The 25,701-nt window shown below is 58.4% G+C and carries 21 protein-coding genes and 1 pseudogene; 7 read left to right on the forward strand and 15 right to left on the reverse strand.

Going from position 1 to position 25,701, the window contains the following annotated elements:
• Positions 1 to 31 precede the first annotated feature (31 nt).
• The 6 genes from Q1A20_RS21335 to Q1A20_RS21360 form a co-directional block, all read right to left on the reverse strand.
• Positions 32 to 1,597 carry an ABC transporter substrate-binding protein gene (locus Q1A20_RS21335; RefSeq protein ID WP_299410158.1) on the reverse strand — a complete coding sequence of 522 codons (1,566 nt, stop codon included), beginning with the start codon at positions 1,595 to 1,597 and terminating at the stop codon, positions 32 to 34.
• Positions 1,598 to 1,704: 107 nt separating this feature from the next.
• On the reverse strand, positions 1,705 to 3,285 hold the full coding sequence (locus Q1A20_RS21340) for an ABC transporter substrate-binding protein (protein ID WP_298975422.1): 1,581 nt from the start codon (positions 3,283 to 3,285) through the stop codon (positions 1,705 to 1,707).
• Between the two features lie 125 nt (positions 3,286 to 3,410).
• Positions 3,411 to 4,382: a C45 family peptidase gene (locus Q1A20_RS21345; protein ID WP_299918597.1), complete on the reverse strand. Its 972-nt coding sequence runs from the start codon at positions 4,380 to 4,382 to the stop codon at positions 3,411 to 3,413.
• 21 nt (positions 4,383 to 4,403) lie between these two features.
• A complete protein-coding gene (locus Q1A20_RS21350) occupies positions 4,404 to 5,855 on the reverse strand; it encodes a biotin carboxylase (protein ID WP_299410162.1) in 1,452 nt (483 codons plus the stop codon).
• A gap of 23 nt (positions 5,856 to 5,878) precedes the next feature.
• The gene (locus Q1A20_RS21355; RefSeq protein ID WP_299410163.1) at positions 5,879 to 8,629 is read right to left on the reverse strand and encodes an aminotransferase class I/II-fold pyridoxal phosphate-dependent enzyme; all 2,751 of its coding nucleotides are present in this window, start codon (positions 8,627 to 8,629) and stop codon (positions 5,879 to 5,881) included.
• A 71-nt stretch (positions 8,630 to 8,700) separates the two neighbouring features.
• Positions 8,701 to 9,759: a carbon-nitrogen hydrolase family protein gene (locus Q1A20_RS21360; RefSeq protein WP_299410165.1), complete on the reverse strand. Its 1,059-nt coding sequence runs from the start codon at positions 9,757 to 9,759 to the stop codon at positions 8,701 to 8,703.
• A 553-nt stretch (positions 9,760 to 10,312) separates the two neighbouring features.
• Here Q1A20_RS21360 and Q1A20_RS21365 point away from each other — a divergent pair.
• On the forward strand, positions 10,313 to 11,929 hold the full coding sequence (locus Q1A20_RS21365; RefSeq protein WP_299410166.1) for an FMN-binding glutamate synthase family protein: 1,617 nt from the start codon (positions 10,313 to 10,315) through the stop codon (positions 11,927 to 11,929).
• A gap of 48 nt (positions 11,930 to 11,977) precedes the next feature.
• Here the strand turns inward: Q1A20_RS21365 and gabT are convergent, their stop codons facing one another.
• Positions 11,978 to 13,384 carry a 4-aminobutyrate--2-oxoglutarate transaminase gene (gene gabT / locus Q1A20_RS21370; protein ID WP_299918600.1) on the reverse strand — a complete coding sequence of 469 codons (1,407 nt, stop codon included), beginning with the start codon at positions 13,382 to 13,384 and terminating at the stop codon, positions 11,978 to 11,980.
• 212 nt (positions 13,385 to 13,596) lie between these two features.
• Between gabT and Q1A20_RS21375 the strand changes: the two genes are divergently transcribed.
• Positions 13,597 to 14,163 carry a cupin domain-containing protein gene (locus tag Q1A20_RS21375; RefSeq protein WP_299410169.1) on the forward strand — a complete coding sequence of 189 codons (567 nt, stop codon included), beginning with the start codon at positions 13,597 to 13,599 and terminating at the stop codon, positions 14,161 to 14,163.
• Between the two features lie 314 nt (positions 14,164 to 14,477).
• On the opposite strand, the gene Q1A20_RS21380 is transcribed toward Q1A20_RS21375, so the two are convergent.
• The 3 genes from Q1A20_RS21380 to Q1A20_RS21390 are packed head-to-tail and all read right to left on the reverse strand — an operon-like array spanning position 14,478 to position 16,881.
• Positions 14,478 to 16,202 (reverse strand): histidine kinase dimerization/phosphoacceptor domain -containing protein, encoded by a 1,725-nt coding sequence (locus Q1A20_RS21380; protein ID WP_299410171.1) that lies wholly within the window; start codon positions 16,200 to 16,202, stop codon positions 14,478 to 14,480.
• A 2-nt stretch (positions 16,203 to 16,204) separates the two neighbouring features.
• Positions 16,205 to 16,762 carry an RNA polymerase sigma factor gene (locus tag Q1A20_RS21385; RefSeq protein WP_298975435.1) on the reverse strand — a complete coding sequence of 186 codons (558 nt, stop codon included), beginning with the start codon at positions 16,760 to 16,762 and terminating at the stop codon, positions 16,205 to 16,207.
• On the reverse strand, positions 16,759 to 16,881 hold the full coding sequence (locus tag Q1A20_RS21390) for a NepR family anti-sigma factor (RefSeq protein ID WP_366142091.1): 123 nt from the start codon (positions 16,879 to 16,881) through the stop codon (positions 16,759 to 16,761). The genes Q1A20_RS21385 and Q1A20_RS21390 overlap by 4 nt, the downstream gene beginning before the upstream one ends.
• Before the next feature lie 142 nt (positions 16,882 to 17,023).
• Here Q1A20_RS21390 and Q1A20_RS21395 point away from each other — a divergent pair, with 142 nt between their 5' ends.
• A complete protein-coding gene (locus Q1A20_RS21395) occupies positions 17,024 to 17,833 on the forward strand; it encodes a response regulator (protein WP_299410173.1) in 810 nt (269 codons plus the stop codon).
• Positions 17,834 to 17,942: 109 nt separating this feature from the next.
• Here the strand turns inward: Q1A20_RS21395 and Q1A20_RS21400 are convergent, their stop codons facing one another.
• From Q1A20_RS21400 to Q1A20_RS21415, 4 genes are all read right to left on the reverse strand, one after another.
• Positions 17,943 to 18,440, reverse strand: coding sequence for a DNA starvation/stationary phase protection protein (locus Q1A20_RS21400; protein ID WP_299410174.1), 498 nt, complete (start codon positions 18,438 to 18,440; stop codon positions 17,943 to 17,945).
• An 89-nt stretch (positions 18,441 to 18,529) separates the two neighbouring features.
• Entirely contained in the window at positions 18,530 to 19,435 is a 906-nt protein-coding gene (locus Q1A20_RS21405) for a YihY/virulence factor BrkB family protein (protein ID WP_299918604.1), read from the reverse strand.
• A 1-nt stretch (position 19,436) separates the two neighbouring features.
• Positions 19,437 to 19,628 carry a PLDc N-terminal domain-containing protein gene (locus tag Q1A20_RS21410; protein WP_299740116.1) on the reverse strand — a complete coding sequence of 64 codons (192 nt, stop codon included), beginning with the start codon at positions 19,626 to 19,628 and terminating at the stop codon, positions 19,437 to 19,439.
• 60 nt (positions 19,629 to 19,688) lie between these two features.
• Complete coding sequence (locus Q1A20_RS21415; RefSeq protein ID WP_299918606.1) at positions 19,689 to 20,522, reverse strand: formate/nitrite transporter family protein; 834 nt, start codon at positions 20,520 to 20,522, stop codon at positions 19,689 to 19,691.
• 98 nt (positions 20,523 to 20,620) lie between these two features.
• On the opposite strand from Q1A20_RS21415, the gene Q1A20_RS21420 reads away from it, so the two are divergent.
• From Q1A20_RS21420 to Q1A20_RS21435, 4 genes are all read left to right on the forward strand, one after another.
• Complete coding sequence (locus tag Q1A20_RS21420) at positions 20,621 to 21,877, forward strand: aminotransferase class V-fold PLP-dependent enzyme (RefSeq protein WP_299918609.1); 1,257 nt, start codon at positions 20,621 to 20,623, stop codon at positions 21,875 to 21,877.
• Between the two features lie 87 nt (positions 21,878 to 21,964).
• The gene (locus Q1A20_RS21425) at positions 21,965 to 23,248 is read left to right on the forward strand and encodes an acetylornithine deacetylase/succinyl-diaminopimelate desuccinylase family protein (RefSeq protein WP_299918612.1); all 1,284 of its coding nucleotides are present in this window, start codon (positions 21,965 to 21,967) and stop codon (positions 23,246 to 23,248) included.
• 17 nt (positions 23,249 to 23,265) lie between these two features.
• Positions 23,266 to 24,750 (forward strand): ABC transporter substrate-binding protein, encoded by a 1,485-nt coding sequence (locus tag Q1A20_RS21430; RefSeq protein ID WP_299410183.1) that lies wholly within the window; start codon positions 23,266 to 23,268, stop codon positions 24,748 to 24,750.
• Positions 24,751 to 25,093: 343 nt separating this feature from the next.
• On the forward strand, positions 25,094 to 25,303 hold the full coding sequence (locus tag Q1A20_RS21435) for a hypothetical protein (protein WP_298975452.1): 210 nt from the start codon (positions 25,094 to 25,096) through the stop codon (positions 25,301 to 25,303).
• A gap of 110 nt (positions 25,304 to 25,413) precedes the next feature.
• Here the strand turns inward: Q1A20_RS21435 and Q1A20_RS21440 are convergent.
• Positions 25,414 to 25,701, reverse strand: a pseudogene (locus tag Q1A20_RS21440) (acetoin utilization protein AcuC); the annotation flags it as partial.

The raw sequence follows: 25,701 nt of genomic DNA on the forward strand, positions 1-25,701 counted from the left end.
CGGCTTAGGTCAAGGTCAGGGCCTGCAGGTTTCAATTGACGGTAACCCACCGCAGGATGAAGAAGTTGTCCGGGCGTTGCGTCAGGTCGATGTTCGCTTGTGTTCCCCAGACCAGGGGCTGCACGTAGAGCGGCACATAAGCGACCTCATCCTGAAGGATCTTGGTGCTTTCGTCCAGCATGGCCTGGCGCTTGCTGTCATCGATCTCCGACTGGATCATCGGCAACAGCTCGTCAATCCGCGCATTGGAAAACCCGCCAAAGTTCCACGACCCCAGCTTCTTTTCCTCATTGGGTGTGCTGGCCAGGAAACGGATCGGGTGCTCTGCATCGAAGGTGCCGGGCGACCAGCCCAAGAGGTACATATCATAGTTGTCGGCCCGCAATTCGGGCCAGTAGTTCTGAACCGGCATCGCATCCAGCGTCGCCTTGATGCCGACCTGCGCCAACATGCCGGTGACCGCCTGACACACGGCCTCGTCATTCAGATAGCGATCGTTGGGGCATTTCAGACCCAGCGAGAACCCGTCGGCATACCCCGCCTCGGCGAGCAGCGCGCGCGCCTTTTCCGGATCGTAGGCAGGACGGTCTGCCATCGACGCGCTATAGCCACGCATCGCCGGGCTGACCAATTGGCTCACCTCTTCAGCATTACCGCGCATGATCGTTTGCAGGATCGCAGGCACGTTGACCGCATGGGCCACGGCCTGACGGACCCGCACATCGGCAAAGGGGTTGGCATCCGAGGTTTCGCCCGAATACTTCAGCGCCTCGGCCTCATGCGGAAACCCCAGCATGATGACGCGTGCCTCAATCCCCTGGATGACCTTCACCTTTTCGTTCGAGGCCAGTCGCGCGGTATCCTGAATGGGCACCGGATTGATGAAATCCACATCCCCTGAGAGCAGCGCGGCAACGGCTGTCGCCGGGTTCTGGATCGGCGTCAGTTCCGCGCGCGTCACATTATGCGTCGCCTCGTCCCACCAACCGTCAAAGGGTTCCAGAACGGTGCGCAAACCGGGCTCGCGCGCGACCACCTTGAAAGCACCCGTGCCATTTGTGTTCAGGGTGGCATAGTTGCCATTGTCCTTGTCGGGTCGCACCGCATTGTTGGCCTCCGCCCAGCCGGAATCGAGAATCATCCAGTTCGCGATGCTGTCGGGAAAGATCGGATTTGGCGCGCTGGTCAGAATGTCGACAGTATAGTCGTCCACCACGCGCACTTCGGACACGGGCGCAAACCAGCTGCGGGTATCGGAGCCTTCATCAGAGGCCCGTTCGTAGGAAAAAAGAACGTCCTGCGCGTCAAATGTGCTGCCATCGTGGAAGGTGACGCCTTCCCGCAGGGTGAAGCGCCAGCCCTCACCGGCACCGATGGGTTCCCAGGCCGTCGCCAACGCGGGCTCGATACTCATGTCCTTGCCGCGCCTGACCAGACCTTCGTAGACGTTGTTCAAAAACCCCAGTACCGGCGCCGAGTTTACCGCATGCGGGTCCATGGTCTGAGGATCCGTTGTCTCTGCCCAGGTGAATTCTTCGGCATTGGCGACAGAAGCAAGTGCGAGAGCAGCAGCGGCAATTCGAACAGAGCGGAGCATGACGGGACCCTTTGCGATATTGTGTCAGAAAAGCGGGGCGGCGCAGGCCACGCGAGCCTGCGCCATGATTTTGAAGAGATCGCGCCCAAAGATCGGGCGCATATCTCTTAGTTCAGCTTGAAGTACTTGATTTTCGGGGAATCTTCCGCCTCGACAACCGTGTCGACATTGGATTTCATGCCCCAGTTCAGCACCTGGTGGTGGATCGGGATGTACAGTTTTTCATCCTGAACGACCTGCCAGATTGCCGCGATATCCGCGTCCCGCGCTTCCAGATCGGTATTGGAGGCGAGGCTTTGGATTTTCGCGTTCAGATCATCGTTGGTGTAGCGCGTCGCATTCCACGATCCGTATTTGTCGTCACGACCATGTACGAGGAAGTTGAAGATGTATTCGGAATCGTAGGTCGGCACACCCCAGCCCAGCATGTAGAAATCCGTCTCCAGATTGCTCAGCAGCGGGAAGTGTTGCGCCTTGGGCTTGGCGTCAAGGTTCACGGTGACCCCAATTTGCGCCAACATACCAACAGCCGCCTGACAGATCGCTTCGTCGTTGATGTAGCGGTCATTCGGGCAGTCGAGCTGGATCGAGAAGCCGTCGCCATAGCCAGCCTCGCCCATCAAGGTCTTGGCCTTATCGAGATCGGTCGTGGAAGACGCGTCCATCGTCTCATCCCAGCCGTTCACGAAGGGCGGCGCGATCATGCCCGCAGGCGCGGACTGCCCGCGCATCACCACTTGCTGGATGGCATCACGGTTGATCGCAAGGTTCATGGCTTCGCGCACGCGCACATCCGCCAGAGGATTTGCACCATCGACGCTGTCATTGGCGAGGTCTTCATCGCCCACGTTCATGCCAAAGAAGATGACACGGTTCTGCGGTGCCGTGCGTACATCCAGACCATCGGTTTCTGCCACCCTGCCCAGATCCTGCACCGGCACGTCCTGGATGAAGTCCACCTCGCCCGACAGCAGTGCCGCGACACGGGTCGCTGCGTTCTGGATTGGCGTGTAGATGATCTCGGTCACTTCCAGCGGAAATTCACCAATGCCCCAGTAGTTTTCGTTCAGCGCCAGTACGGTTTTCACATCCGGCTCGCGGCTGACCACCCTGTAAGGCCCTGTGCCGTTGGCGTTTTTGGCAGCAAAAGTATCTTCGCCTCCCTCATAGTCCTGAACTTTGACGGCGTTATTCGCCTCGGCCCAGTCTTTGTCCATGATGAACATGTTGGTCAGGTTGTTGGGCATGATCGGGTTCGGACCATTGGTCACGATCTCGATGGTGTAGGCGTCCGGCGCACGCACTTCCGCAACAGAAGCCAGCAGTTCCTTATAGTCGGAATCTTCCGTCATCGCGCGTTCGAGGCTGAATTTGACATCGGAGCTGTCAAAGGCTGAGCCGTCATGGAACGTAACGCCTTCGCGCAGCGTGAAGGTCCAGACGTTCGGGTCGTCTTCGGACGGCGCCCATTCGGTGGCCAGCGCTGGCACAATCGTGCCCGCATGATCGCGGTGAACGAGTGGTTCCATGATCTGATGGGCCAGCGTCGATGTTGGCCCTTCGTTTTGAGCATGTGGATCAAGTGTCAGTGAATCGCCCGCGCGCGCCCAACGCAGCGTCTCTGCGCTGGCCAGTGCCGTACTCGACAGCAGCAGGGCGACGGACAAAAGTGAGGTCGTAATTTTCATGGTGATCTCCCCTGTTTTTTTCTGGTGCCAATCTTTGGGACGGGGCTGCATTTGGCAAGCCCCTTCTGCAATCTAAACGGGAATGTTATTGATACTATTGGGAAAAATTTAACGATGCTTAGAATTCAGGCAGCGCCCGGGATCAGAATCTGCCGCCCGCCTTCTTCAAAGGCTTTCATCGACAGCGGCCAGACCGTGCCTGGCCAACGCAACTCCATCTCCAACCGTCGCGGGCGGTAGACAGCCGTATAGAGTGTCCCGAAGCCCGCGTTGAACGCGGTCGAGTAAAGCGGCGGTTTTAGAAAGGCACTGATGAACTTCTCTTCGGGGTCACGGTGCAGTGCAAGTCTTTGTAATAAAAACCTTTCGCGTTCCACCGTTGCCGTGAACCGCGCATGGCTGACCCATTCCACGTTTTCCTGATGGTTGGTGGCCACCGCCGCGTGGGTGATCAAGGCGGGCCGGTCGGGCGCCATCATAGCCGTCAGATAGCGACGTTTTTTGTCCAGCACGGTCACGTTGTAGCTCATATGCGTCGGCACCCGCGCCAGCACATCGCCAGCTTCTTCGGCCGTATCGCAGGTCTGCAGCACATATCGCAGGATCAGGGGCACGCCGAACCCGTCGCCCACCACCCGCCTGCCGCCAAACGTCAGTGAAATGCTAAGGCCTGCGTCATTCACCCCATCGACCAGCCCCCACAGCCCGTCAGAGGTGCCCATGACCTGACGCCCCTGCCAATTGCTGTGCAGCACAAGACTGTCGAAGGCATTGGGATTGTAGTCATAATTGCGCACCATTACCGGCTGTTTGCCGGTCCAGATCGCCTGGCTACACCCCGCCAGATACGGCGGCGGGCAATAAAATGACAGGAACCGAGCAGCCAGATCGCTGCCGCCCGCCAATTCGCAGAGCTCTTCGTAGAGCGGTACGATTTCCCGCATGTGCTGCTTGAGCGCACGGTGAGATTCCGCATAGGTCGGGCGCGCGGTCTCGCCCTCCTTCAACCACCAGCGTTTATAATCCGGCCAGTATTCGGCGAAAAGCCCGGACCATTTCGGCCCGGGCGTTTCTTCACTTACGGCGCGCCATAACATGGGGTGCGCGGTCCTTTCCGGTCAGAGGATTTTGAACGCCGGATCAGCCAAAGCCGTCGCGGTGGGCAGCGGTTTTGCCGTCACAGTTTGCTTGATCCCGTGGATCCACTTTTTAGCCCGTTCATTCAACCGGAAATTCTTGGTCATCGACCGTCCCCGCGTGACAAGAATGCCGATGTCTGCTCCTTCATAGCGATAATCACCCGGTTGCAGGATGCGCAGGAAAAACGCTTCGTTCTCGCTTTCCACCGCCCGACGGTGATAATCGAAACGGTCATAGACCACGCGACCATCCTCCAGCATCTTGTAAATGCCGGTCTCCGGGCTGCCAGTGCAGATGTCCACACTATCATCGGTATGTTTGATCACCATCTGTGACCATGAATCGATGTTGGCACTGTCGGCCCAGCGGGCATTCAGCTCATCTACATCCAGGTTGAATTTCTTTTTCGAGAATTCCAGCAGGTGGAACAGGAAAAGCGGCGCATCCGCATGGGCAAAGGCCGCGTGATTGGTCATGGAGGACGCGCCCGTGATCCGCGGGTTGAGTTCACCCAGCCACAGATCGCCGGTCTTCTTGTCGATCAGGAAATCGAGCTCGAAATAGCCACGGTACCCTTCCTTGCGCAGTTGCTCGCCGAATTTGAAGGTCAGATCACGCGCCTTCTGACGCACTTTCGGCGGGAAGGCGGTCGACAGGATCTCGTTGCCACACCAGCCGCCGCGATAGGGTGTCAGCTCCTTGAAGCCCACCAATTCCGTCATCAGCGGGCCAACGATGGTGCCTTCCTTGGTGGCGCAGGCCTCAATGGCTGATCCGCGGCAATCGATCCGCTTCATGATCTTGATTTCGCCTTCGCCGACGATTTCATGCTCATGCCGCCGGAAGTCGGCCTCGGACTTGATGAAGAACGTCGTGTGGCCACTATCGCCAAAGGCCGATTGCAGCACCAGATCATGCCCGATCTTGGCCTTTTCGCAGGTCTTCTTCAGGTCTTCATAGTCTTTCACTTCCGCCAGAACATTCGGCACCGACGGCACACCCGCCTTGTTGCCAATCCGTACTGTTTCGATCTTGTTGTCCATCTTGGTGCGCAGCTTGGCCTTGGGGAACCAGACATCCGCCCCCAACTCCTTCGACAGCCGCTCCGTCTCCGCATCGAACATCAGGAAGACGAATTTCGGCTTGCCGCCGCGCCGCTTGATGAAATCAATCACCTCCTTGTGCTGCAGCAGGTAGTTGTTGATGTCCTCGATGGACTGGAATTCCGCATGCGGCTGCTCGGAGGGGCAGAACACATTCGGGTGCTTGCCGCCGTAGCAATCAATGTAGCAGATGTATTTGAAATTCTTCACCCATTCGTCCAGCCCCAACAGATTGAAATTCGTGGCCGAGATGAAATAGACCGGGTCCTCGTTGCGGTGGAAATAGCGGCGGATCTCCGAGATGTTCTTCAGAACCGTAGCAGCCATGTCTTATGTCCTCTCTGTTGGTTTTATTCGGCCGCAGGGGCCAGTTTTGTATCGGTTTTTGAATCGACAAGCGCTTGCAGCGCTTCCTGGGTGAAAACCCGCAGGCCCAGATCGGGCCGGTAGCCGTGGATTTCGCTGACATCGAGCGCCAGCATGAAAGCGAGAATTTCTTTGCTGACCACCTGACCGGGCACCAGGATCGGAAAACCCGGCGGATAGGGTATGATGAAACTGGCGGAGACGACCTCCTCGCCTGCCTCCAGCGCCGCGCCAAGCGATCCGTTGATGTCGAGGTAGTCGCATTTCTCTTCGTCATAGGCGAGAAAGAAGGCGGACCGGATATCCCCTTCGCCCGTCACGTCGCATTGCCGGAACGCATCGTGGAACCGGCTGAAATCGGGCAAAGGCGGCAGGTCTTCCATCAGGTTCTGAATGCGCCGATCAAACGACAAACGCTCCATCCGGCTGGCATCGTCAAGCCGTTCATCCAGCGATTTGGCAATCTCCACCAGCACTTCGATCAGATAGGCCACAGACGACCGGGTTGTCCCGATGTTGGTCATGAAGAGCACGGTATTGCGCGACGTCTTGTTGATCTGGATGCCGTATTTATCCATGAGGATATCGGTCTTGAAGGTATCGCCATCCCAACCGGTACCGCCAACGCAGAGCGTCACACGGGTCGCATCGAGCACGAAATCGTCCTGCTCCCAGCAATCCCACATATCGGTCCAGCCCTGCTCCGCATCATAATAGCTGGTCACCCCGGATTGACGGTGAAAATCCGGGATCATGTCGCCCGCCGTCAAAACCTTGAAATACTTCTTCAAGAGCGGATGGGTCATGATTGCGCGCCGCATCGACATGGCGGCCTCAATCTGGCGCTGCACGAATTCATAGCCTTCCAGCTCAACCTGCCGACGACCAACATCCAGCGATGCGATGATCTGATAATTGGGCGAGGTCGAGGTATGCGTCATATAGGCCTCGTGAAAAGCCTGCTCGACTTCGCCTTTGAAGTCCTGATCGCTGACATGGATCATCGACCCCTGCCGCAGCGAGGTCAGCGTCTTATGCGTCGATTGCGTGGCATAGGCCCGTATGCGCGCGTTGGGCGGCGCGATCAACCTTGTGTCCAAGAGCTTTTCATCATCGCAGCCCTCCAACATGGACTGCTGCGCCTCGTAGAGACGCTCATGCGTGTCGGTGCGGAACTTATGGCGCAGGTTCTGCGCCGCTGCCATCGCTGTGCGCTGCCGATAGGTCGGGTTGAATCGCGCAAATGCGAACCAGGCCTCGTCCCACAGGAAAACGAGATCCGGCTTGATCGCCAGGCATTCTTCCATCACCCGCTCGACGTTATAAACCAGCCCGTCAAAGGTGCAGTTGGTCAGCAGCAGCATGCGGACCCGGTCTAGCTTGCCCTCGGCTTTCAGCTTTAGCAGCTGGTGCTTGATCTCGCGCAGCGGGACCGCGCCGTACATCGAATATTCATTCAACGGGTAGCTATCAAGGTAGCAGACCTGCGCGCCGGCCAGCACCATGCCGTAGTGATGTGACTTGTGGCAATCCCGGTCTACCAGCACGATATCTCCAGGTCGAACAAGGGCCTGCACGACGATCTTATTGCAGGTCGAGGTGCCATTTGTCGCGAAAAACGTCTGTTTTGAGCCAAAGGCGCGAGAGGCCAATTCCTGCGCCTCCTTGATCGGGCCATGCGGCTCCAAAAGGCTGTCCAGGCCCCCGGATGTCGCCGAGGTCTCGGCCAGGAAAATATTGGGTCCGTAGAACGCGCCCATGTCCTGGATCCAGTGACTGCGCGAAATCGATTTCCCCCGGCTGATCGGCATCGCATGAAACACGCCGGTAGGCTGTTTGGAATACTCGGTGAGAGCGGTGAAAAACGGTGTCTTGTTACGTGCCTGAACACCGCGCAGGATGTTCAGGTGCAGCTCCATGAAGTCTTCCTGATTATAGAAGACCCGTCGGCAAATCCCCAGATCGAGCCCGGCAATCTCCTCCACCGAGCGTTCCGTGACCAGATAGGCATCCAGCTCGGGACGCACCTTGGCGATCAAACGGCAGAGCTCCGGCCCGTAATTCTCAGGGAGCATGTTGTCGATTTCTTCCTGCCCGCCTGCACGGTTGAGGTATCGCGCCACGATCTGCTGGTCCATTTTCGACTTCAGCACCAGACCGGGGCGCACCACAATCGCCTGAATATTGTGATTGAAAAGTACCGCCACCAGCGCGTCTTCCAGGCTGGGCACCACCAGCGCCTCATAGACAAAGGCATCCTCCGAGCGGCGCATGCGCGTGACGTTGTTGCGCAGCCACCGCTCCTGATGCTCGTTGACGTTATCGACGATCAGCACTTCGAAATAGGGTTTCGCCAGTGCCCGCGCCTCTGGCGGCAGCATCGCCTCGTCGTCATGTTCTTCCTGATCGATGCTGTCGCGCTCCAGCGGGATGTGGCGCCGCCGGTATGCGCCGGTTGTCAGCGCGCGGGTCACACGCCCGACGGCAAAAGCGAGATCATCAAAGGAATTATGGTCGAATTGCCGCCGCATATGATCGAACGCCGACATGCCGGGGAACGCCCAATAAGGCTCGATCACGGCAAGGGATTCAAAGAGTTGCTCGATCTTGGCGCGCAGTGTCGCAACCTGTTTCGGTTTCGGATCACGCGTCAGGGCGGCCGTTGCTTCACGCAAGGCGCTCCATCTGTCTGAGCGCAGTTGAATGGCAGAAGAATAGTCGTTCATCGCATGCATCAGTCGTTCTCCGCTGCGCGGGAAACCACCAAATGCAGGGCGGGGGTGACCGCCCGAACAGACCCGGCAATCTACCCGCTAGATTGTTTTTCGCTCCCCTGCGTTTCTTCTTTCAGGGGTTGAGATGTTGGCTCCACCGAGAGAGCCGTGTCGGTACCCGGCGTTTTATGCGCGGTTGCAGCACCGGAAAGCGTATCAAAGGTCGTTCCCTTATACGCAGGTGTTTCCTGCACTTTCTCCGCTGGTACATCCACATGAAGGCCCGCCCGCGTCCCTTGCTGCGGGATTTCCAGAGGGCCCAGCGTTTTCAGATAGGAGTCCGTTCCGCTGTTTCTGTCATAGACGGAAAAATCGACCGACCGGTCGCGGAAGCTTTTCAGCACCTGTCCCAGACCCTTCATCCCGGTTTCGCGCTGGCGACGCACCGTTGAAAGGTCGACCTCAATCGGAAACATGTCTTCCTGACCCGCGGATTGGTGCAGCACATGCGCCGAGGGGTCCACGACAAGGGATTTGCCGACACCACCGGCACCCAAACCGTTGACATCAAAAACATAACACTGGAATTGGGCGGCAGTCGCACGGGCAATCGCCAGCTCCGCATCGCGATCCGTTGTGCCGGTCAAAACCGGGTGCAACAGCACCTCAACACCCTGCGCCGTCAACTGACGGGTCGTTTCCGGGAACCAGATATCATAGCAGATCGACAGGCCAAAACGGCCCACATCCGGCACATCAAAGACGCAGAAATCGGTGCCCGCCGCGATGCCCGTCTCATAGGGCCGGAACGGGAACATCTTGGCATAGCGCTTGATGATCTCGCCCTCGGGGTTGATCACGACGGAAGTGTTGAACACCAGCCCGGTTTCGGGATCGCGCAGGAACATCGACCCCGGGATCAACCAGACGCGGTGCTTGCGGGCCGCTTCGCAGAAGGTGTCCAGTGCCTCATTCTGCGGCGCCTGCGCAAACTTGTCGAGCGGACCGTAGGGCGCAAGCTCGGAAAACAGCACCATCTGTGTCCACGGGAACCGTGCCATCAACACGTCCAGCCGGTGGATCATCCCTTCCACATTGGAATGCAGGGCGTTTACATACATTTGCACGCCGGCGATTGCGAATGGGGTCATCGTAAAATACTCCGTCGCGACGAAGTGGGCCGATCTGACCCAAAAACTGCTTCGCGCCGCATTGCCTTACGCCCTTCCCAGCAAGGTTGAAACAGCCGAATGAGATACATCCGGGATTCTGGCGCTATTCCGTAGGGGCATTTCCCTGAAGCGCTGCAGCCTGTCATCTCAGATGACAGAACCGTTTTGGGGTATGAATATTATTTTAAACACCTCAGTGCATCTCCCCAGACATTCGCGGACAGATCGACACCGGAAATCCGCGCGCGCAGGCGCAGCTTTCGAGAGCCTCCCAAATCCTCTCCTGATCGCGCGTTCCCGATTAACGTGCGGGTTTTTCACTTTGATATCTATCGCGCAACCAATGTATCAGAAGCGTAAGTCGCTTTTCTGAGTTGTTCAAGCACTATGCTGTAACTTGGGCGCGCGAGCGTCACATAAAGCGAAGCTTGCACAAAACTTCACAATGAAAGAACATCACAAAACGTTTAATTTATCGCGATTGCCGCAGGACCATTCACCGCACCACCGCCCATTCAAATAGGATCCGCTCATGCCCGACCTTGGCTCCATGACACGCTATGCAACTTTTGCAGGCGTTGTCCTACTCAGTTTTGTCTGTCTGATTGCTGCGCTGATCTGGACCGGTTGGATGCTGATCCCCTTTGCATTCTTCGCGGGCCTCTCCCTGCTGGGGCTGCACGACGTACGCCAGGAACATCACTCCATTCTCAGGAATTATCCGGTTTTGGGGCATATGCGCTTTCTCTTTGAAGGCATCCGCCCGGAAATTCGCCAATATCTGATCGAATCCGATCAGGATGAGGAACCGTTTTCGCGAGACGCCAGAAGCCTTGTGTATCAACGGGCCAAGGGCCAGGAAGACAAGCGGCCCTTTGGCACAAGGTTGCGGGTCTATGATGCCGGATATGCCTGGGTGACGCATTCTGTGGCCCCGATCGAGATCGAAGACACCGATTTCAGGGTCAAGATCGGTGGCGACACTTGCCAACAACCCTATGACGCGTCGCTTTACAACATTTCCGCCATGAGTTTTGGATCACTGTCCGGGAATGCCATTGAGGCGCTGAACACCGGGGCCAAAATCGGCGGTTTCGCCCATGACACCGGCGAAGGATCTGTCAGCCGATACCACAAGAACGGCGGCGGCGACCTGATTTATCAGGTGGCTTCGGGCTACTTCGGGTGCCGGGCGGAGGACGGCAGCTTTGATCCCGAAAAATTCAAGAAAACGGCTGCCCTGGACCAGATCAAGATGATTGAACTGAAGCTGTCGCAAGGAGCAAAGCCTGGGCATGGCGGGATGTTGCCCGCCTCCAAGATCAGCCCCGAGATTGCTGAGGCGCGTGGCGTGCCGATGGGCAAGGATTGTGTGTCCCCCGCCGCGCATTCGGCGTTTTCGACCCCCATCGAAATGATGCGATTCATCGGCCAGCTGCGCGAGTTGTCGGGTGGCAAGCCGGTCGGGTTCAAACTCTGCATCGGTCACCGGCGCGAATTCATGTGCATGGTCAAGGCCATGCTGGAGACAAAGATCATCCCCGATTTCATCGTGGTGGATGGTACCGAGGGCGGCACGGGGGCAGCCCCGGTGGAGTTTTCCAACCACATCGGCATGCCGATGGTCGAGGGTCTGACCTTTGTGCACAACACCCTGCGCGGTGCGGGCATTCGCGATCAGGTCAAGATCGGCGCTGCGGGCAAAGTCGTCTCCGCCTTTGATATCGCGCGGGCGCTTGCATTGGGCGCGGATTGGTGCAACTCGGCCCGCGGGTTCATGTTTGCCATCGGCTGCATTCAGGCGCAGGCGTGCCACACCAACCACTGCCCTGTCGGGGTGGCAACGCAGGATCCCATCAGATCACGGGCGCTGGACGTGACATCGAAAAGCGAACGGGTTGCGCGGTTCCATGACAACACGCTGAAGGCGTTGGGTGAAATCACTGGGGCGGCAGGTCTCGCCCACCCTGGGGATTTCATGCCGCAACACCTGATGGTCCGCTTGGGCGACAAGGAAATGGCAGAAGGCAGCGAGGCGTTCCCCTACCTCCCCGAAGGCTTCCTGCTGGCCAAGAAGACCGAGGTTGGCGCGGATTATCACAAACGCTGGGCGCGGGCGGATGCCGCGAGTTTTGCGCCGCCACAATAAAAAGGGGCACCCGGATGGATGCCCCTTTTTGCTAGATTATGTATCGGTTCAGGCGGTTTGCGCCGCCAGCGCCTCCGCAAGTGCGGCTTCAAAGATCGCCAGACCTTCGTCGATGATCGCGTCGGAGGCCGTCAACGGCACCATGATCCGCAGCGCGTTGCCGTGCATCCCACATCCCAGCAGGATCAACCCGCGTTTGAGCGCATGCGCGCAGATGGATTTGACGAGACCGGCATCCGGTGTGGCGGTGTCGAAATCTGTCACGAATTCAACGGCCAGCATCGCGCCCAAGCCCCGGATGTCCCACATCCGGTAGGGGGCCACACGGGCGCCAATCTCCGCAAAACGCGTGCGGAAATGGGCGCCAAGCTCCATGGAACGGGCCAGCAACCCTTCACTTTCAATGGCCTCGATGGCTGCAAGAGCAGCGGCGCAAGCCACTGGATTACCACCATAGGTGCCGCCTAGACCACCAGGCGCCATCGCGTCCATCACGTCCGCACGCCCGATGACACCGGCAATCGGATAGCCACCCGCCATGGACTTCGCGACCGTGATCAGGTCTGGCACAACGCCGGAATGCTCAACCGCGAACCAGGTGCCCGTGCGCCCAAAGCCCGCCTGGATTTCATCGGAGATCAGCAAAATACCGTACTGGTCGCATATATCGCGCAGGGCGCGCATCATCTCGAAGGGAACGGGCGTATAGCCGCCCTCGCCCAACACCGGCTCGATAATGATGGCGGCAATCCGGTCCGGTTGCGCATCGGTCAGGAACAGGTTCTGCAGCCCGGTCAGCGCGTCCTCAACGGTGATGCCATCGCGCACGGAGGGAAACGGCGCCCGGAAGATATCCGAGGGGAAAGGCCCAACGTCTTTTTTATAAGGGCTGATCTTGCCGGTCATGCCGAGCGTCAGCAGGGTGCGACCATGATACCCGCCGGTGAAAGCAATCACGCCGGGACGCCCGGTTGCGGCACGCGCGATTTTCACAGCGTTCTCAACAGCTTCCGCCCCGGTTGTCACCAGCAGGGACTTCTTTGCATGTTCCCCCGGCGCCAATGTGTTCAGCTTTTCCGCCAATGCGACATAGGATTCGTAGGGCACAACCTGAAAAGACGTATGCGTGAACTTGTCTTCCTGCGCCTTGGCCGCCGCGATCACAGCTGGATGGCGGTGGCCGGTGTTCAGAACCGCGATGCCCCCGGCAAAATCGATGTAGCGTTTGCCCTCCACATCCCAGAGCTCGGCGTTTTCGGCGACATCCGCAAACACCGGCGCGGCAGAAGCGACACCGCGGGGCACGGCGGCCTCGCGACGGGCAAGCAAGGCGGCGTTGGTCTGCTCTTCAGGTGTTGTGGAGACGACCGCAATCTTCGATGCTTTGGCCGTGCGGGTCTTGCGGGGCTTTTTGGCCGCGGATTTTGCGGGGGGCGCTTTGACAGTGGAGGCCATATGCTCATTCCTTTGATGAATAGGTGAGGTGATGTTTAATATCTCGATACGCCGTTTAATTTAATTGTCAATCGCGATTCAACCGCCACCTTTATGCAACCTCTGGCCCCGCCACAAAATCCCGTCACAAAAAGAGTGTGACTTGCCGCAACCTGCTGTCTAAAAACGCCAGTGAAACCAATAGCTCACACGTCAGATCAGGAAACGACCCTTTGGATATCGGACACAGACTGCGCGCAATACGCAAAAAGCGTGGATTATCTCAGCGGGAGCTGGCCACCCGTGCGGGGCTGACCAATGGCACGATTTCGCTGATCGAACAGAACAAAACCAGCCCCTCGGTGGCGTCTCTCAAAAGTCTGCTGGACGCGATCCAGGTGTCCATGGCCGAGTTTTTTGCGACGATAGAGGAAACCTCGCAAAGCAAATACTTCTATACCGCAACAGAATTCACCGAGATTGCACCGCCAGAGGTGCCCGAGGGCGCATCGCAGCTCCTATCGCTGCGCCAATTGGGCAATGCCCAGGATCATGCGCTGCAGATATTGCACGAACGCTATGCCCCCGGTGCGGATACCGGGCCAGAGCTGCTCAGCCATGACGCGGAAGAGGCGGGCGTGATCATTCGGGGCACGATCGAGATTACCGTCGATGATGAGGTCGGCACGCTGGGCCCCGGGGATGGATACCTGTTCAACAGTCGCCTGCCCCACCGGTTTCGCAACACCAGCGATGTGGAATGCGAAATCATCAGCGCCTGCACCCCCCCGAGCTTCTGAACGAAAAACCCCGACTGCGATCAGCAGACGGGGTTTTGTATCATTGGCTTCCATCCGCTCCGTGTGAGCGGCAGTCCAGGCAGAAACGTTATACTCGTATTTACCCTATCGGCCAACAGTAGGGTCAATGATCAGGCAGATTTGTCGTTATCATCGCCAGATTTGCTCTCACCCTCTCGTGTGACAAGAAGGACGATCACTGCCACCAGTGTCAGAATGGAAAGCCCAAAGATGAACAAGTCGGTCGACATATCGGGCTCCTTTCTCTTGCGTTCGGAGGACCAACGCTCAAAACCGCAGATGGTTCCGCAGCGTCAGTAGTCTTGCACAACCTTTACACGATGCGGCACCGGAAAGGTCAGCGTCAGGTGATGCATGTCACCGCTTATCTTCGCGTCGACCTGCGCATTCAATTGCCGTGCAAAGGCGTTGATCAACTGCATACCAAGGCCCGTGCCTTCGGCGGTGGGCTCATCGCTGAAGGTGTTGCTGATGGTGAAAACGGCCTCGGCCGGATCGGGTTGGGTCAATGATATGTTCAGACGCGCAGGGTTTTGCGCATTGGGCGAGCCGATGTATTTCATGGCGTTGGTCACCGCCTCTGACACAAGCAAAGTCAGCGGCGCGGCATCATCGGTGTCCAGTTGCACCGGCACATAGGATTGTTCCACCTTGACCGCGGATCCGGCGGGCAGGCCCACCACAAGCAACTGGCCCACGATTTCCTCGACCAGCGCACCGGCGTCCACACGTTCAAGCCCCTGACTTTGATAGAGATTCTTGTGGACGGTTGCGAGGCTCAGGATGCGTTCCTGCAACCTGCGGAGCACAAGCTGCGACTCTTGCGTCGGCGCGCGCCGGATCTGCATGTTCATGATCGAAGAGATCAGCTGCAGATTATTTTTTACCCGGTGATGCACCTCTTTCAGCAGAATATTCTTTTCACGCAGCGAGTCCTCCAGGGAGGCCTCATCGCGAATGATCGAATCCGCCATGCCAATGAAGGCCTTTTGAATATCGACAAACTCACGCGTCACCCCTGGCCCCAAAGTGGAGCGCGGCATCGACCTGTTATAGGCGAAAATGCGCATCTGCCGACCAAGCTTTCGAATGTGACGGATGGCAAGACGGTTGATCGCCCAGAAAGCCACCACCAGACTGGCGAGCCACATCAGGATCGGCAGAAATATGCTGAGTGTATCACTCCCGCGCACCCCCGCGAGCACTTCTTCCTGCCGCCAGATGCTGATCGCGTAAACGACGCCCGGCACAATCGGCACAACCGCATAAATGCGGGCGTCTCCTTCGGTATTCACATCTTCGAACACAGCGGTCTTTTCACCAATCAGCGTCTTCAGGCTGCGGTTTTGCGGCAGATCGGACAGGGTAACGAGCCGAGGCCGGTCCGAGGTCAGCACCTCGCCCGCTTCATTAAAGGTGACAACGTCATGCGGTTTGATGTTCGAGGGCGGATCCGGCATTTCATGCAATTCGGTCAGCGGCACGGAGAGCGTCGTGAACCCGGTGAAGACATCGTCCTCAAAATGTGGATGCAGGATCACCAGCACCGGCTCCAGGCTGATCGGGCCCGTGCGGCTGATGATCACCGAACGTTCCCGCTTTTCCAGCGCCACATCGAAATCCGGATAGGCACTGAAATCGTAGATGCCGCCTTCGGATGAACAGGTCATCACACCATCGGCGGGCAGATTGCCGATCAGCGAATACCGTTCCGACGCCTCCTGATAGGCGCGCAGGAAAGAGACGCAGGCTTCTGGATCATCTGCGAACAGGCGCACGATCGAACTCAACGCCTCGGCAACACCGAAGCCTTCCTGAATGACTGTCCGCTCTGCTCCAGACGCCTGTTCGGTCAATCCCAACAAGGACAAATCTGCATTAGCCTCAGCCTGGCGCGCGATCTCCCGGGTCTGCACCACCGCGATCAGGCCAAACGGCAGCAATGCCAACGACAGGAAAACCAGGATGCGGAAGGCGAGACCCCGAAAGACATCGCCGTCCAGAAAGCCGCCGGTCATCGTTAGAAGGACGCTGCCTTGGCCGCAGTCAGCACCGACATCGTGGCGTCATCTGTCATTTCAAGCGCTTCATCATCGTCAATGTGCATCAGTTCCGCCAATTTCTGGCGCGCGCGATTTGTCCGGCTCTTGATGGTCCCGACCGCCACACCGCACATATCAGCGGCCTCTTCGTAGGAGAAACCGGAGGCGCCGACCAGCAAAAGCGCCTCACGCTGCTCATCGCTCAACTGCGCGAAGGCATCCCGGAAATCCGTCATCTGCAGACGGCCATCATGGGCAGGCTTTTCGGCGAGGGCTTCGGTATGTGCCCCGTCAATATCGGCCACCTCGCGATTGGCTTTGCGCCGCGATGAATAATAGGTGTTCCGCAGGATGGTAAAAAGCCAGGCACGCATGTTTGTACCGGACTGAAATTTGTCGATATTTGTCCAGGCTTTGACCAATGTATCCTGCACCATATCATCTGCCGTTGCCCCGTTCCGGGTCAGGCTGATGGCGAAGGCACGCATGGCTGGCAGGTGTTCAACCAGCTCGTCGCGGGGATCTGCACCGCTCATTTGCGGGTGCCCTTGGTCTGGTCCTGTTGCTTGAGCGCGTCCAGCAAATCCTTGAAGCGATCCGGGATACCTTCATCCAGCGCTTCCTCGTAGACGCGCTTCAAATTTTCGTCGATCACGCTTTCGCGTTTCCTGTTTGCACTTGACTGAGCCATACTGCCGATAATTCCCCGAGAAGGTTAAAAATATCCCACCTGCGTCGGAACCAAACACATGAATACGCGTTTGGTTCCAAGAAAAGTGAAAAAAGGAAGATTTCTTATGTCGGACGGCTCTGTGACCCCGGACATCAGTGAAGACCTCGGTGACGCCCTCCCCTACCTGCGCCGTTTCGCCCGCGCCATGACCGGCAGCCAGAGCAGTGGCGACCAGTTTGCCGCCGCCGCGTTGGAGGCCATTCTCACCGACCGTTCGGTGCTTGACGGTGTGTCGGTCAAAACCGGGGTTTTCCGGGTGCTCTATGGCATCTGGTCCAGTGCGGGCGCCCCTGTCGATGATGGCGAAAGCGGGCTGAAAGCCCGGGCGCAAAAACATCTGGCACGTTTGACCGCCAACAGTCGCGAAGCGCTCCTGTTGCACAGTGTCGAAGGCTTCAGTTTTAGTGAGATCGCCACCATCATCGGCATTGACCAATCCGAAGCCGAAGAGCTGGTGCAGATCGCGCGGCGCGAGATGGCCGATGCGGTGGCCGGTTCGGTGATGATCATCGAGGACGAAGCGATTATCGCCATGGACATCGAAAGCATCGTTTCCGATATGGGGCACCGGGTCACCGGCGTTGCCAGAACGCGGGACGAAGCCGTGGCACTGGGCGCGGCGGACGTGCCGGATCTGATCCTTGCGGATATTCAACTGGCGGATAATTCGTCTGGTATTGATGCGGTCAATGATCTGATGACCAATCTGGGCGAACGGCCGGTGATCTTCATCACCGCCTTCCCCGAACGCCTGTTGACCGGCGACAAACATGAGCCTGCCTTCCTGATCTCGAAACCCTATACCGAAGATCAGGTGATTTCGGCTGTCAGCCAGGCGATGTTCTTCTCTTCGACCGAAACGCTGAAAGCGTAAAGGCCACGCCAGTCTGAAAGGACGGTTTCGGCAGTCTGTGCCCGAAAGCAGAGCAACCCAAAGAAAAGCCCCGCTGCGATAGCGGGGCCTTTTTAAATGGAAACGGTCTCTAGCTTTTGGCGATGGAACGGAGCATCCAGGCCGCTTTTTCATGGAACGCGGCGCGTTCAGTCGCCAGATCTTCGGTCACCGGGTCCCCGTGATCACCTGCGATCTTGATCAGAGCGTGCAACCGATGCGCCACACGTTCGTTGTCAGCGGCGAGGTCTTCGCACATCTCTCCCGCAGAGGGTGGCGTTTCTTCATCTTGCACAACCGAGTTTGCAACAATCGAAGAAAGCGTTGCCGGGGCCAGCTGCCCCAGGGCGCGGATACGTTCGGCGATATCATCTGCCGCCTCGAACAGGTTTTCATATTGGGCTTCGGTCAGATTGTGTACCGAATAAAACAGCGGCCCTTCAACGTTCCAATGTGTGGCATGCGTTTTGAACAGCAGCCGGTAGGTGTCCGCAAGCGCGTTTTCCAACCCTTTGGCCATTGCTTCTGCATCCCGTACGCCGGTGCTGATTTCAGTGGTTTCGGGAACAACGTTCAACGCATTTGTCATAATACTTCTCCTGTTTCATGTATCACAGGAAAAACAAATCGGCTCTGACAAGGTTCCCGATTTACGCGGGCCGTGACAGTCCGCCGCAGCTATTGGGCGGCTTCGACACTCGAGGTTTCGTCAGGCTGTTCGGGCACGTCGTCCGGCACCGTTGCAGGGCGTCGTTTCTCGATCTCCGCGTTCAATGCGGCCCCTAAGAGCACGAGAAAACTGCTGATCCACAGCCAGATCAGCATCGCGATAACCGCGCCTATGGAACCATAGACTTCGTTGTAATTGCCGAAATGCGCCACGTAGTAGGAAAAGGCGATGGACATGGCAGCCCATGAGCTGCCAGCCATCATCGCACCGGGCGTCAGCCAGCCGATTTTGATGCCCTTGCGGTTGGGCCCAAAACGGTAAAGCAGGCCGATCCCGGCAAACACCACGACAATCGCCACCAGCCAGCGCAGCAGCTCTAGCGCCCAGGAGGCAAATGCGCCCAAGGGAAAGAACGACAGCACAATGGGCGTCACCACGATGGTCAGCAAGGACACAACGCCCACGCCCAGAAGGCAAACGGTGAGGAGCAGCGCGCGCAGATAATGCTTGAAACTGGTGCGCCCCTGCCTGTCATAGACAAGGTTCAGACCATGCATCATGGCCCCCACCCCGGCGCGCGCCGACCAGAGTGCGACGCCCAGCGACACCAGACCGGCCCACCCCAGCGTGCCCGAACTGGTGCTGACCAGCCCGACGATCTGCGCATTGAGAATATCGTAGACGGCATCCGGCATCAGCCCGCGAATTTCTTCGAGCTGCACGATGACAACTGAGGGGTTCGCGACCAGGCTGAGGATGGCGATCAGGGCGGCCAGCGCGGGAAAAACCGATAGCATAGAATAAAAAGCAACCCCGGCTGCAATCAGGCCGAGGTTGTTACTCGAAATCCGGCGCCCTGCAGCAAAGACCGCTGCCCGGGCCAGTTTACCGTTTAAACGTGGTCGTGTTGCCATCCTACACCGATGCGCGAGCCGACTTTGGTCCTGCGATAAGCCAGATGACAAATCCGATGATCGGCAGGATCAGAACCAGCAGAATCCAGAGAACTTTGCTTCCATTGGTTGTACCAGATCCCACGATCGACACGATAGCCCAAATGTTCAGGGCGAGAACGATCAATCCACCAAGTCCAGCATACTCAAACATCTTTCTCTCCTTTTCTTGAACTCGACACCTCAACGCGCCGGCGCGGCGCAGGGTTCCGATTTAATATCCACTTGCGGGCAATTCGTCCCGAACCTGCCCCCAGGCCATCAGCGCAAAGATCGCGGTACCGCCGATGATATTGCCGGCCAGCACGGGCAGGAAAAAACCACCAACTGCCGTCACCGCCGTGATGTCTCCCATCCAGACCAGAACCGCCATTTCCACCGACCCCGCAACGATATGGGTGAAGTCGCCCGCGGCGATGAGCCAGGTAAATGTCAGGATCAAAAAGAACTTGGCGCTTTCCGCCTGCGGCAGCATCCACACAATCAGCGCCACGATGACACCTGCAGGGATCGCGCGCCAGAAGGACGCATAGGCCCCCATGCCGGTGGCGTGATGCGAAAGCTCGACCACAGATACCATCACATCAGGCACGATGGCCGGGGTGAACACGAAGAGGGCGGCGACAGCAAAAGCGCCAACCACATTGGCCGACATCACAATGGTCCAGAGCCGCAGCATCGATGCGAAGATCCCCCAGCTCCGCTCGACCATCACGGGCAGGACCGTGGTAATCGTGTTTTCCGTGAAAAGCTGCATGCGGCCCATGATCACTGCCAAAAACCCCAGTGAATAGCCCAGGTTCTCGATCAGAAAGCGGCTCGGCGTGTCCGGCAGATAGGTGCGGAAGATCGCCTCGCCCAGGACCGACAGGCTGATCATCACGCCCGCGGCAATGCCGGACCAGACCAGCGACCGGTTTGGCCGGGCCATTTCCTCTTCACCTTCGCGGCGGATGACTTCGTAAATCAGTTTGGGTGCAAGGCCCGTGGCCTCCTGCACGGAGGCTTCTTCCTGTTGCTCTTCGTCAATTGCAGTCGTTTTATTCATTGGTCCTCCAAGTCGCGCATCCCTTTCCAGAGCTGCTTGACACTCAACCCCGTTGCGCCTGAATGGGTTCCGACACCATTTGCAGATCGGAATTCCTCATGCCCGCCTTTTCGCCCGACCTGATGTCCGACGTGCGCGCCCGTTTCGCCCATGTCGACAGTTGCCCGTTTCAAGGCCCGCGCATCTTTTTCGAAAACGCAGGCGGCGCGCTGACATTGAATTCGGTGGTGGAAACCTCCGCAAAGTTTGCCGCCATTCCAGACAATCAGGGGCGCGACAACCCTGCAGCACATGCCCTGGTCGATCTGATCAGTCGCGCCAAGCAGGACATGGCCACGTTTTTCAACCCCAACGGCGGTCAGTTTTTTGTCGGTGAAAGCGGCACGGAGCTGACGTTCCGTCTGATCCGCACCGCCGTGATGGGGGCCGCACCAGGCGGTGCTGTTATCGGCTCGACGGTGGAGCATCCCGCGTCGCGCTCCGCCGCCACCCATTGGGCGAAAGCAGCAAACAAAGCATATATCTCGGTGCCGCATGATGATCCCACCGGATCCGTCAGTGCGGAGGCTTACGCCGCGCATATGACGCCAGAGGTCCGGGTCGCGACCATCCTGCACACCTCCCCTGTTACCGGGATTGCCAACGATGTGGCGGCCATATCGGCAGCCATCCGAAAAACATCCCCCCACGCCTATATCTTTGTCGATGGCATCCAGCACGCAAGCCACGGGCATATCGATATCCGCAGCTATGACATCGATGGCTATGTGGTGTCGCCCTACAAGGTCTTCTCCCGCCATGGCTATGGCGTCGCCTGGGTCTCGGATCGGATGACCGCCCTGCCGCGGGAGCAGCTCATCAACGGGCCTGCGGACAATTGGGAAATGGGCACGCGCGATACCGGCGCCTATGCAACCTTCTCCGATGTCGTGGCCTATCTCGACTGGCTGGGCCGCCAGCGAAGCGACGGCGCCAACCCACGCACCCGGGTCGAAGCCGCCGGTGCCGCCATCCACGCCCACGAACAGGCGCTGACCGAAACCATGTTGCATGGCACCGGCAACCTGCCCGGATTGGCCGAACTGCCCGGGATCACGATCCTTGGCGGCGTAGATAACCCCGCACGCGAGGGTCTGGTCTGTTTCGCCCTGAAAGACCTGCCCGCCGCCGACATCGTTGCACACCTCAACGCGCAGGGCATCCGCACCCATGTCCGCAAGGCAGATCACTACTCCGGCAATATTCTGACACCACTGGGACTGGACAGCGCCGTGCGCGTTTCAATGTGTCACTATAATAGTGTCGAAGAGGTCAGCGTATTCCTCGCCGCCATGAAGGAAATCGCCGCCACCTGATTTCTTCTGGCCAAAAATATCCATTGCGCAACGCGCCCCAACGCACACGGCCTTGCCATTCCGGACGACACCCTCAAAACTGGCGCCATGACCACACCCCTGCAAATCGCCATAGACGCCAAACGCGACGACCTGATCGCACTGACCCGTGATCTGATCCGCATCCCGACCCTGAACCCGCCGGGTGAAAACTATCGCGACATCTGCGATTACCTCGACAAGCGCCTGCGCAGCCATGGATTTGAAACGCAGCAGATCCGCGCCAAGGGCACACCCGGTGACAGCGAAAAATATCCGCGTTGGAACATCGTTGCACGGCGTGAGGGGCGCATGGCAGGCGATTGCGTGCATTTCAACAGCCACACAGATGTGGTCGAGGTTGGGCGCGGCTGGACGGTAGATCCCTTCGGCGGTGAGGTCAAAGACGGCAAGATCTACGGACGCGGGGCCTGTGACATGAAAGGCGGGCTCGCGGCCTCGATCATCGCCGCCGAAACCTTCATCGAAACGCACCCCGACTTCCTCGGTGCCATTGAAATCTCCGGCACGGCGGATGAAGAATCGGGCGGGTACGGCGGTGTCGCCTATCTCGCCGAACAGGGCTATTTCGATCCCAAACGCGTGCAGCACGTGATCATCCCTGAACCACTGAACAAGGACCGCATTTGCCTTGGCCACCGCGGCGGCTGGTGGGCGGAGATCGAGACCAAGGGCGAGATCGCGCATGGCTCTATGCCCTTTCTGGGCGATTGTGCAGTGCGCCACATGGGCGCCGTTCTGACAGCATTCGAGGACAAGCTCTTTCCTGCCATGGCCGCCCGGCGCACCGAGATGCCGGTCGTACCAGAAGGTGCGCGCCACTCCACAATGAACATCAATTCCATCCACGGCGGCCAACCGGAACAGGATGACGATTTCACCGGCCTGCCCGCCCATTGCGTCCCGGATGCCTGCCGGATCGTGATTGACCGACGCTTCTTGATGGAAGAGCCGCTGGATCAGGTCCGCGCTGAGGTCACGGCCCTGCTGGAGGGGCTGAAATCCACTCGCGCCGATTTCGACTATGAGCTGACGGAACTTAATTCGGTGTTGCCGTCGATGACGGATCAGGACGCGCCGGTGGTGCAGACGGTCGCCCGCGCCATCGAAGACGTGATCGGCCAGCCGCCGCAATACGTGGCGTCACCGGGGACCTATGATCAGAAACACATTGACCGTATCGGCAAATTGAAGAACTGCATCGCCTATGGTCCGGGCATTCTGGAACTTGCGCATAAACCGGATGAATACGTCGGCATTGATGATATGATAGACAGCGCCAAGGTCATGGGCGCGGCCCTGCAATCGCTGATACTGGCCAAAGACGACTGAAACAAGGGAGCCTTTTCATGAAACACTTCGTCACCCGACTGGCGGCCACAAGCCTGCTGGCCCTCGCCGCAAGCGTCGGCACAGCGCAGGCTAAATCGGACATCACCGTGGCCGTGCAGCTGGAACCGCCGCACCTTGACCCGACCTCTGCGGCGGCTGGCGCCATCGACACGGTGCTCTACTCTAATGTTTTCGAAGGGCTGACCCGCTTCATGGCCGATGGCTCCATCGTACCCGGTCTCGCGAAAAGCTGGGAAATCAGCGACGACGGGCTGACCTATACCTTCTCTCTGCAGGAAGGTGTGACCTTTCATGATGGCAGCACCATGGACGCAGAAGATGTGAAATTCTCCCTCGACCGGATCCTCGCCGAAGACAGCGCCAATGCGCAAAAGGCGCTTTATGCCGCCATCGCCTCCGTGGAGGTCGTGGATCCGCTGACGGTCAAGCTCACCCTGTGGGAGCCCAACGGCAATATGCTCTTCAACCTCGCCTGGGGGGACGCGGTGATCGTCGCCCCCGAGAGCATCGAAAATATCAAACAAATGCCCATCGGCACCGGCGCTTTCAAATTCGTGGAATGGGTGCAATCCGACCGCATCGAGCTGACCCGCAACGCGGAGTATTGGGGCACGCCCGCTGCCCTTGAGGCAGCGACCTTCAAGTTCATCTCTGACCCCACAGCGGCCTTTGCCGCGGTGATGGCCGAGGACGTGGATTACTTCTATGCCTTCCCAGCCCCGGAAAACCTGCCGCAATTCGAAGCGGATCCACGGTTCCAGGTGATCGTCGGCTCGACCGAGGGTGAAACCATCCTGTCGACCAACAACAAGATGCCGCCTTTCGACAATCCGCTGGTCCGCCAGGCTGTGGCCCACGCGATTGACCGGCAGGCGATCATCGACGGCGCCATGTTCGGATACGGGACGCCCATCGGCACCCACTTCGCACCACATAACCCCGCCTACAAAGACCTGACCGGCCAGTCGAACTACGACCCTGAGAAATCCAAGGCACTGCTCGCCGAGGCCGGTCTGGCCGATGGGTTTGAAACCACGCTCTACCTGCCACCGCCTTCCTATGCCCGTCGTGGCGGCGAGATCATCGCGGCTCAACTGGCCGAGGTCGGCATCACCGCAACCATCACCAATGTCGAATGGGCACAGTGGTTGGAATCGGTCTTTCGGGGCAAGGATTTTGGGCTCACCATCGTCAGCCACACCGAGCCGATGGATATCGGGATTTATGCCAATCCAGATTACTACTTCCAATACGACAACCCGGATTTCCAAGCGCTGATCACAAAACTGAACAGCACCACGGACCCGGAGATGCGGGCGCAAATGATGGGCGATGCCCAGCAGATGATCGCGGATGATTACGTGAACGGATATCTCTTCCAACTGGCCCAGCTTTCGGTCGCCAAGGCGGAGTTGCAGGGTCTTTGGGCCAATGCTCCAACCCAAGCCACCGACCTCACCGGCGTCAGCTGGAGCGAGTGATCAAACAAGCAGGCGCCCGCACCGGGCGTCTGCATTTGTACCAGAACACCCGAGATTTGACCGACACTGCTGCAACGTGACCGGAAACGGGCCATTTCAGCAATGACGCGCCCTGTGTACCCTCATGTCAGAACCACTTCCGAGAACATCCCAAACACCCTGGGGGTTTTGAGTGGGTCACAGCCTTCTCCCATGTGCCCACTCAAACGACCCTGCCCATTTTTTGAGCAAAATGGCTTGCAAAATTTCTACCTAAGCGGGTAACATGATGATGCGGATCGACTCCGCACCATACGATGCTGCACCTTTTACCATATGCTAAAAAGCCTGAAAGGAGCCTGCCTTGACTGACCTCACAGAGCGCGCCATCCAACTGGAGAAACAAATCGAAGACGCCTGCCAGAAAGAGCGTTTGGCGCTACAACCTCAATTTGATCGTGTGATCGCAACACTCAAAGCGCGCGGCGAAACCGTTCCCGCCCGTATGCGACGCCTTAACACCACGCTCAAAGAAGAAGCCATCGAAGACCTGTTCGACAACATGCCTGTCTGATCCCTCAAATCTTTCGGGCAGAGCCGGGCGAAACCACAAGCTGCCGAGCCAGAGGAACCGCCCGTTTCAAGGAAACCGATGCCACCCGGCGTCGGTTTTCTTTTTGCCCGTCACCAGTGTGCCTGCGATGTAATGCGGCCCACCGCTGCGCCACGGCTTGCCAGAAACTGCACGCGGTCCTTGATCACATCCCGCACGGGCCCGTCACGCGGTGCATCCCGCAGGGTTGTGAACCAATGCTGCGGCGGGTTCTTGCCCCGCCGGTTGCCCTCAAAGGTCAGGGCGCGCAAGACGGCCTCCGCCGCCCCCGGCAAACGGTCTGGGATATCAAACCCGTTGAGAGTGGCCCAAACACCGGTCCAGAGCCGCCCGACCGACCACGGGTTGTACCCACCCCC

The sequence above is a fragment of the uncultured Roseobacter sp. genome (genome assembly GCF_947501835.1).
Classification (GTDB): domain Bacteria; phylum Pseudomonadota; class Alphaproteobacteria; order Rhodobacterales; family Rhodobacteraceae; genus Roseobacter.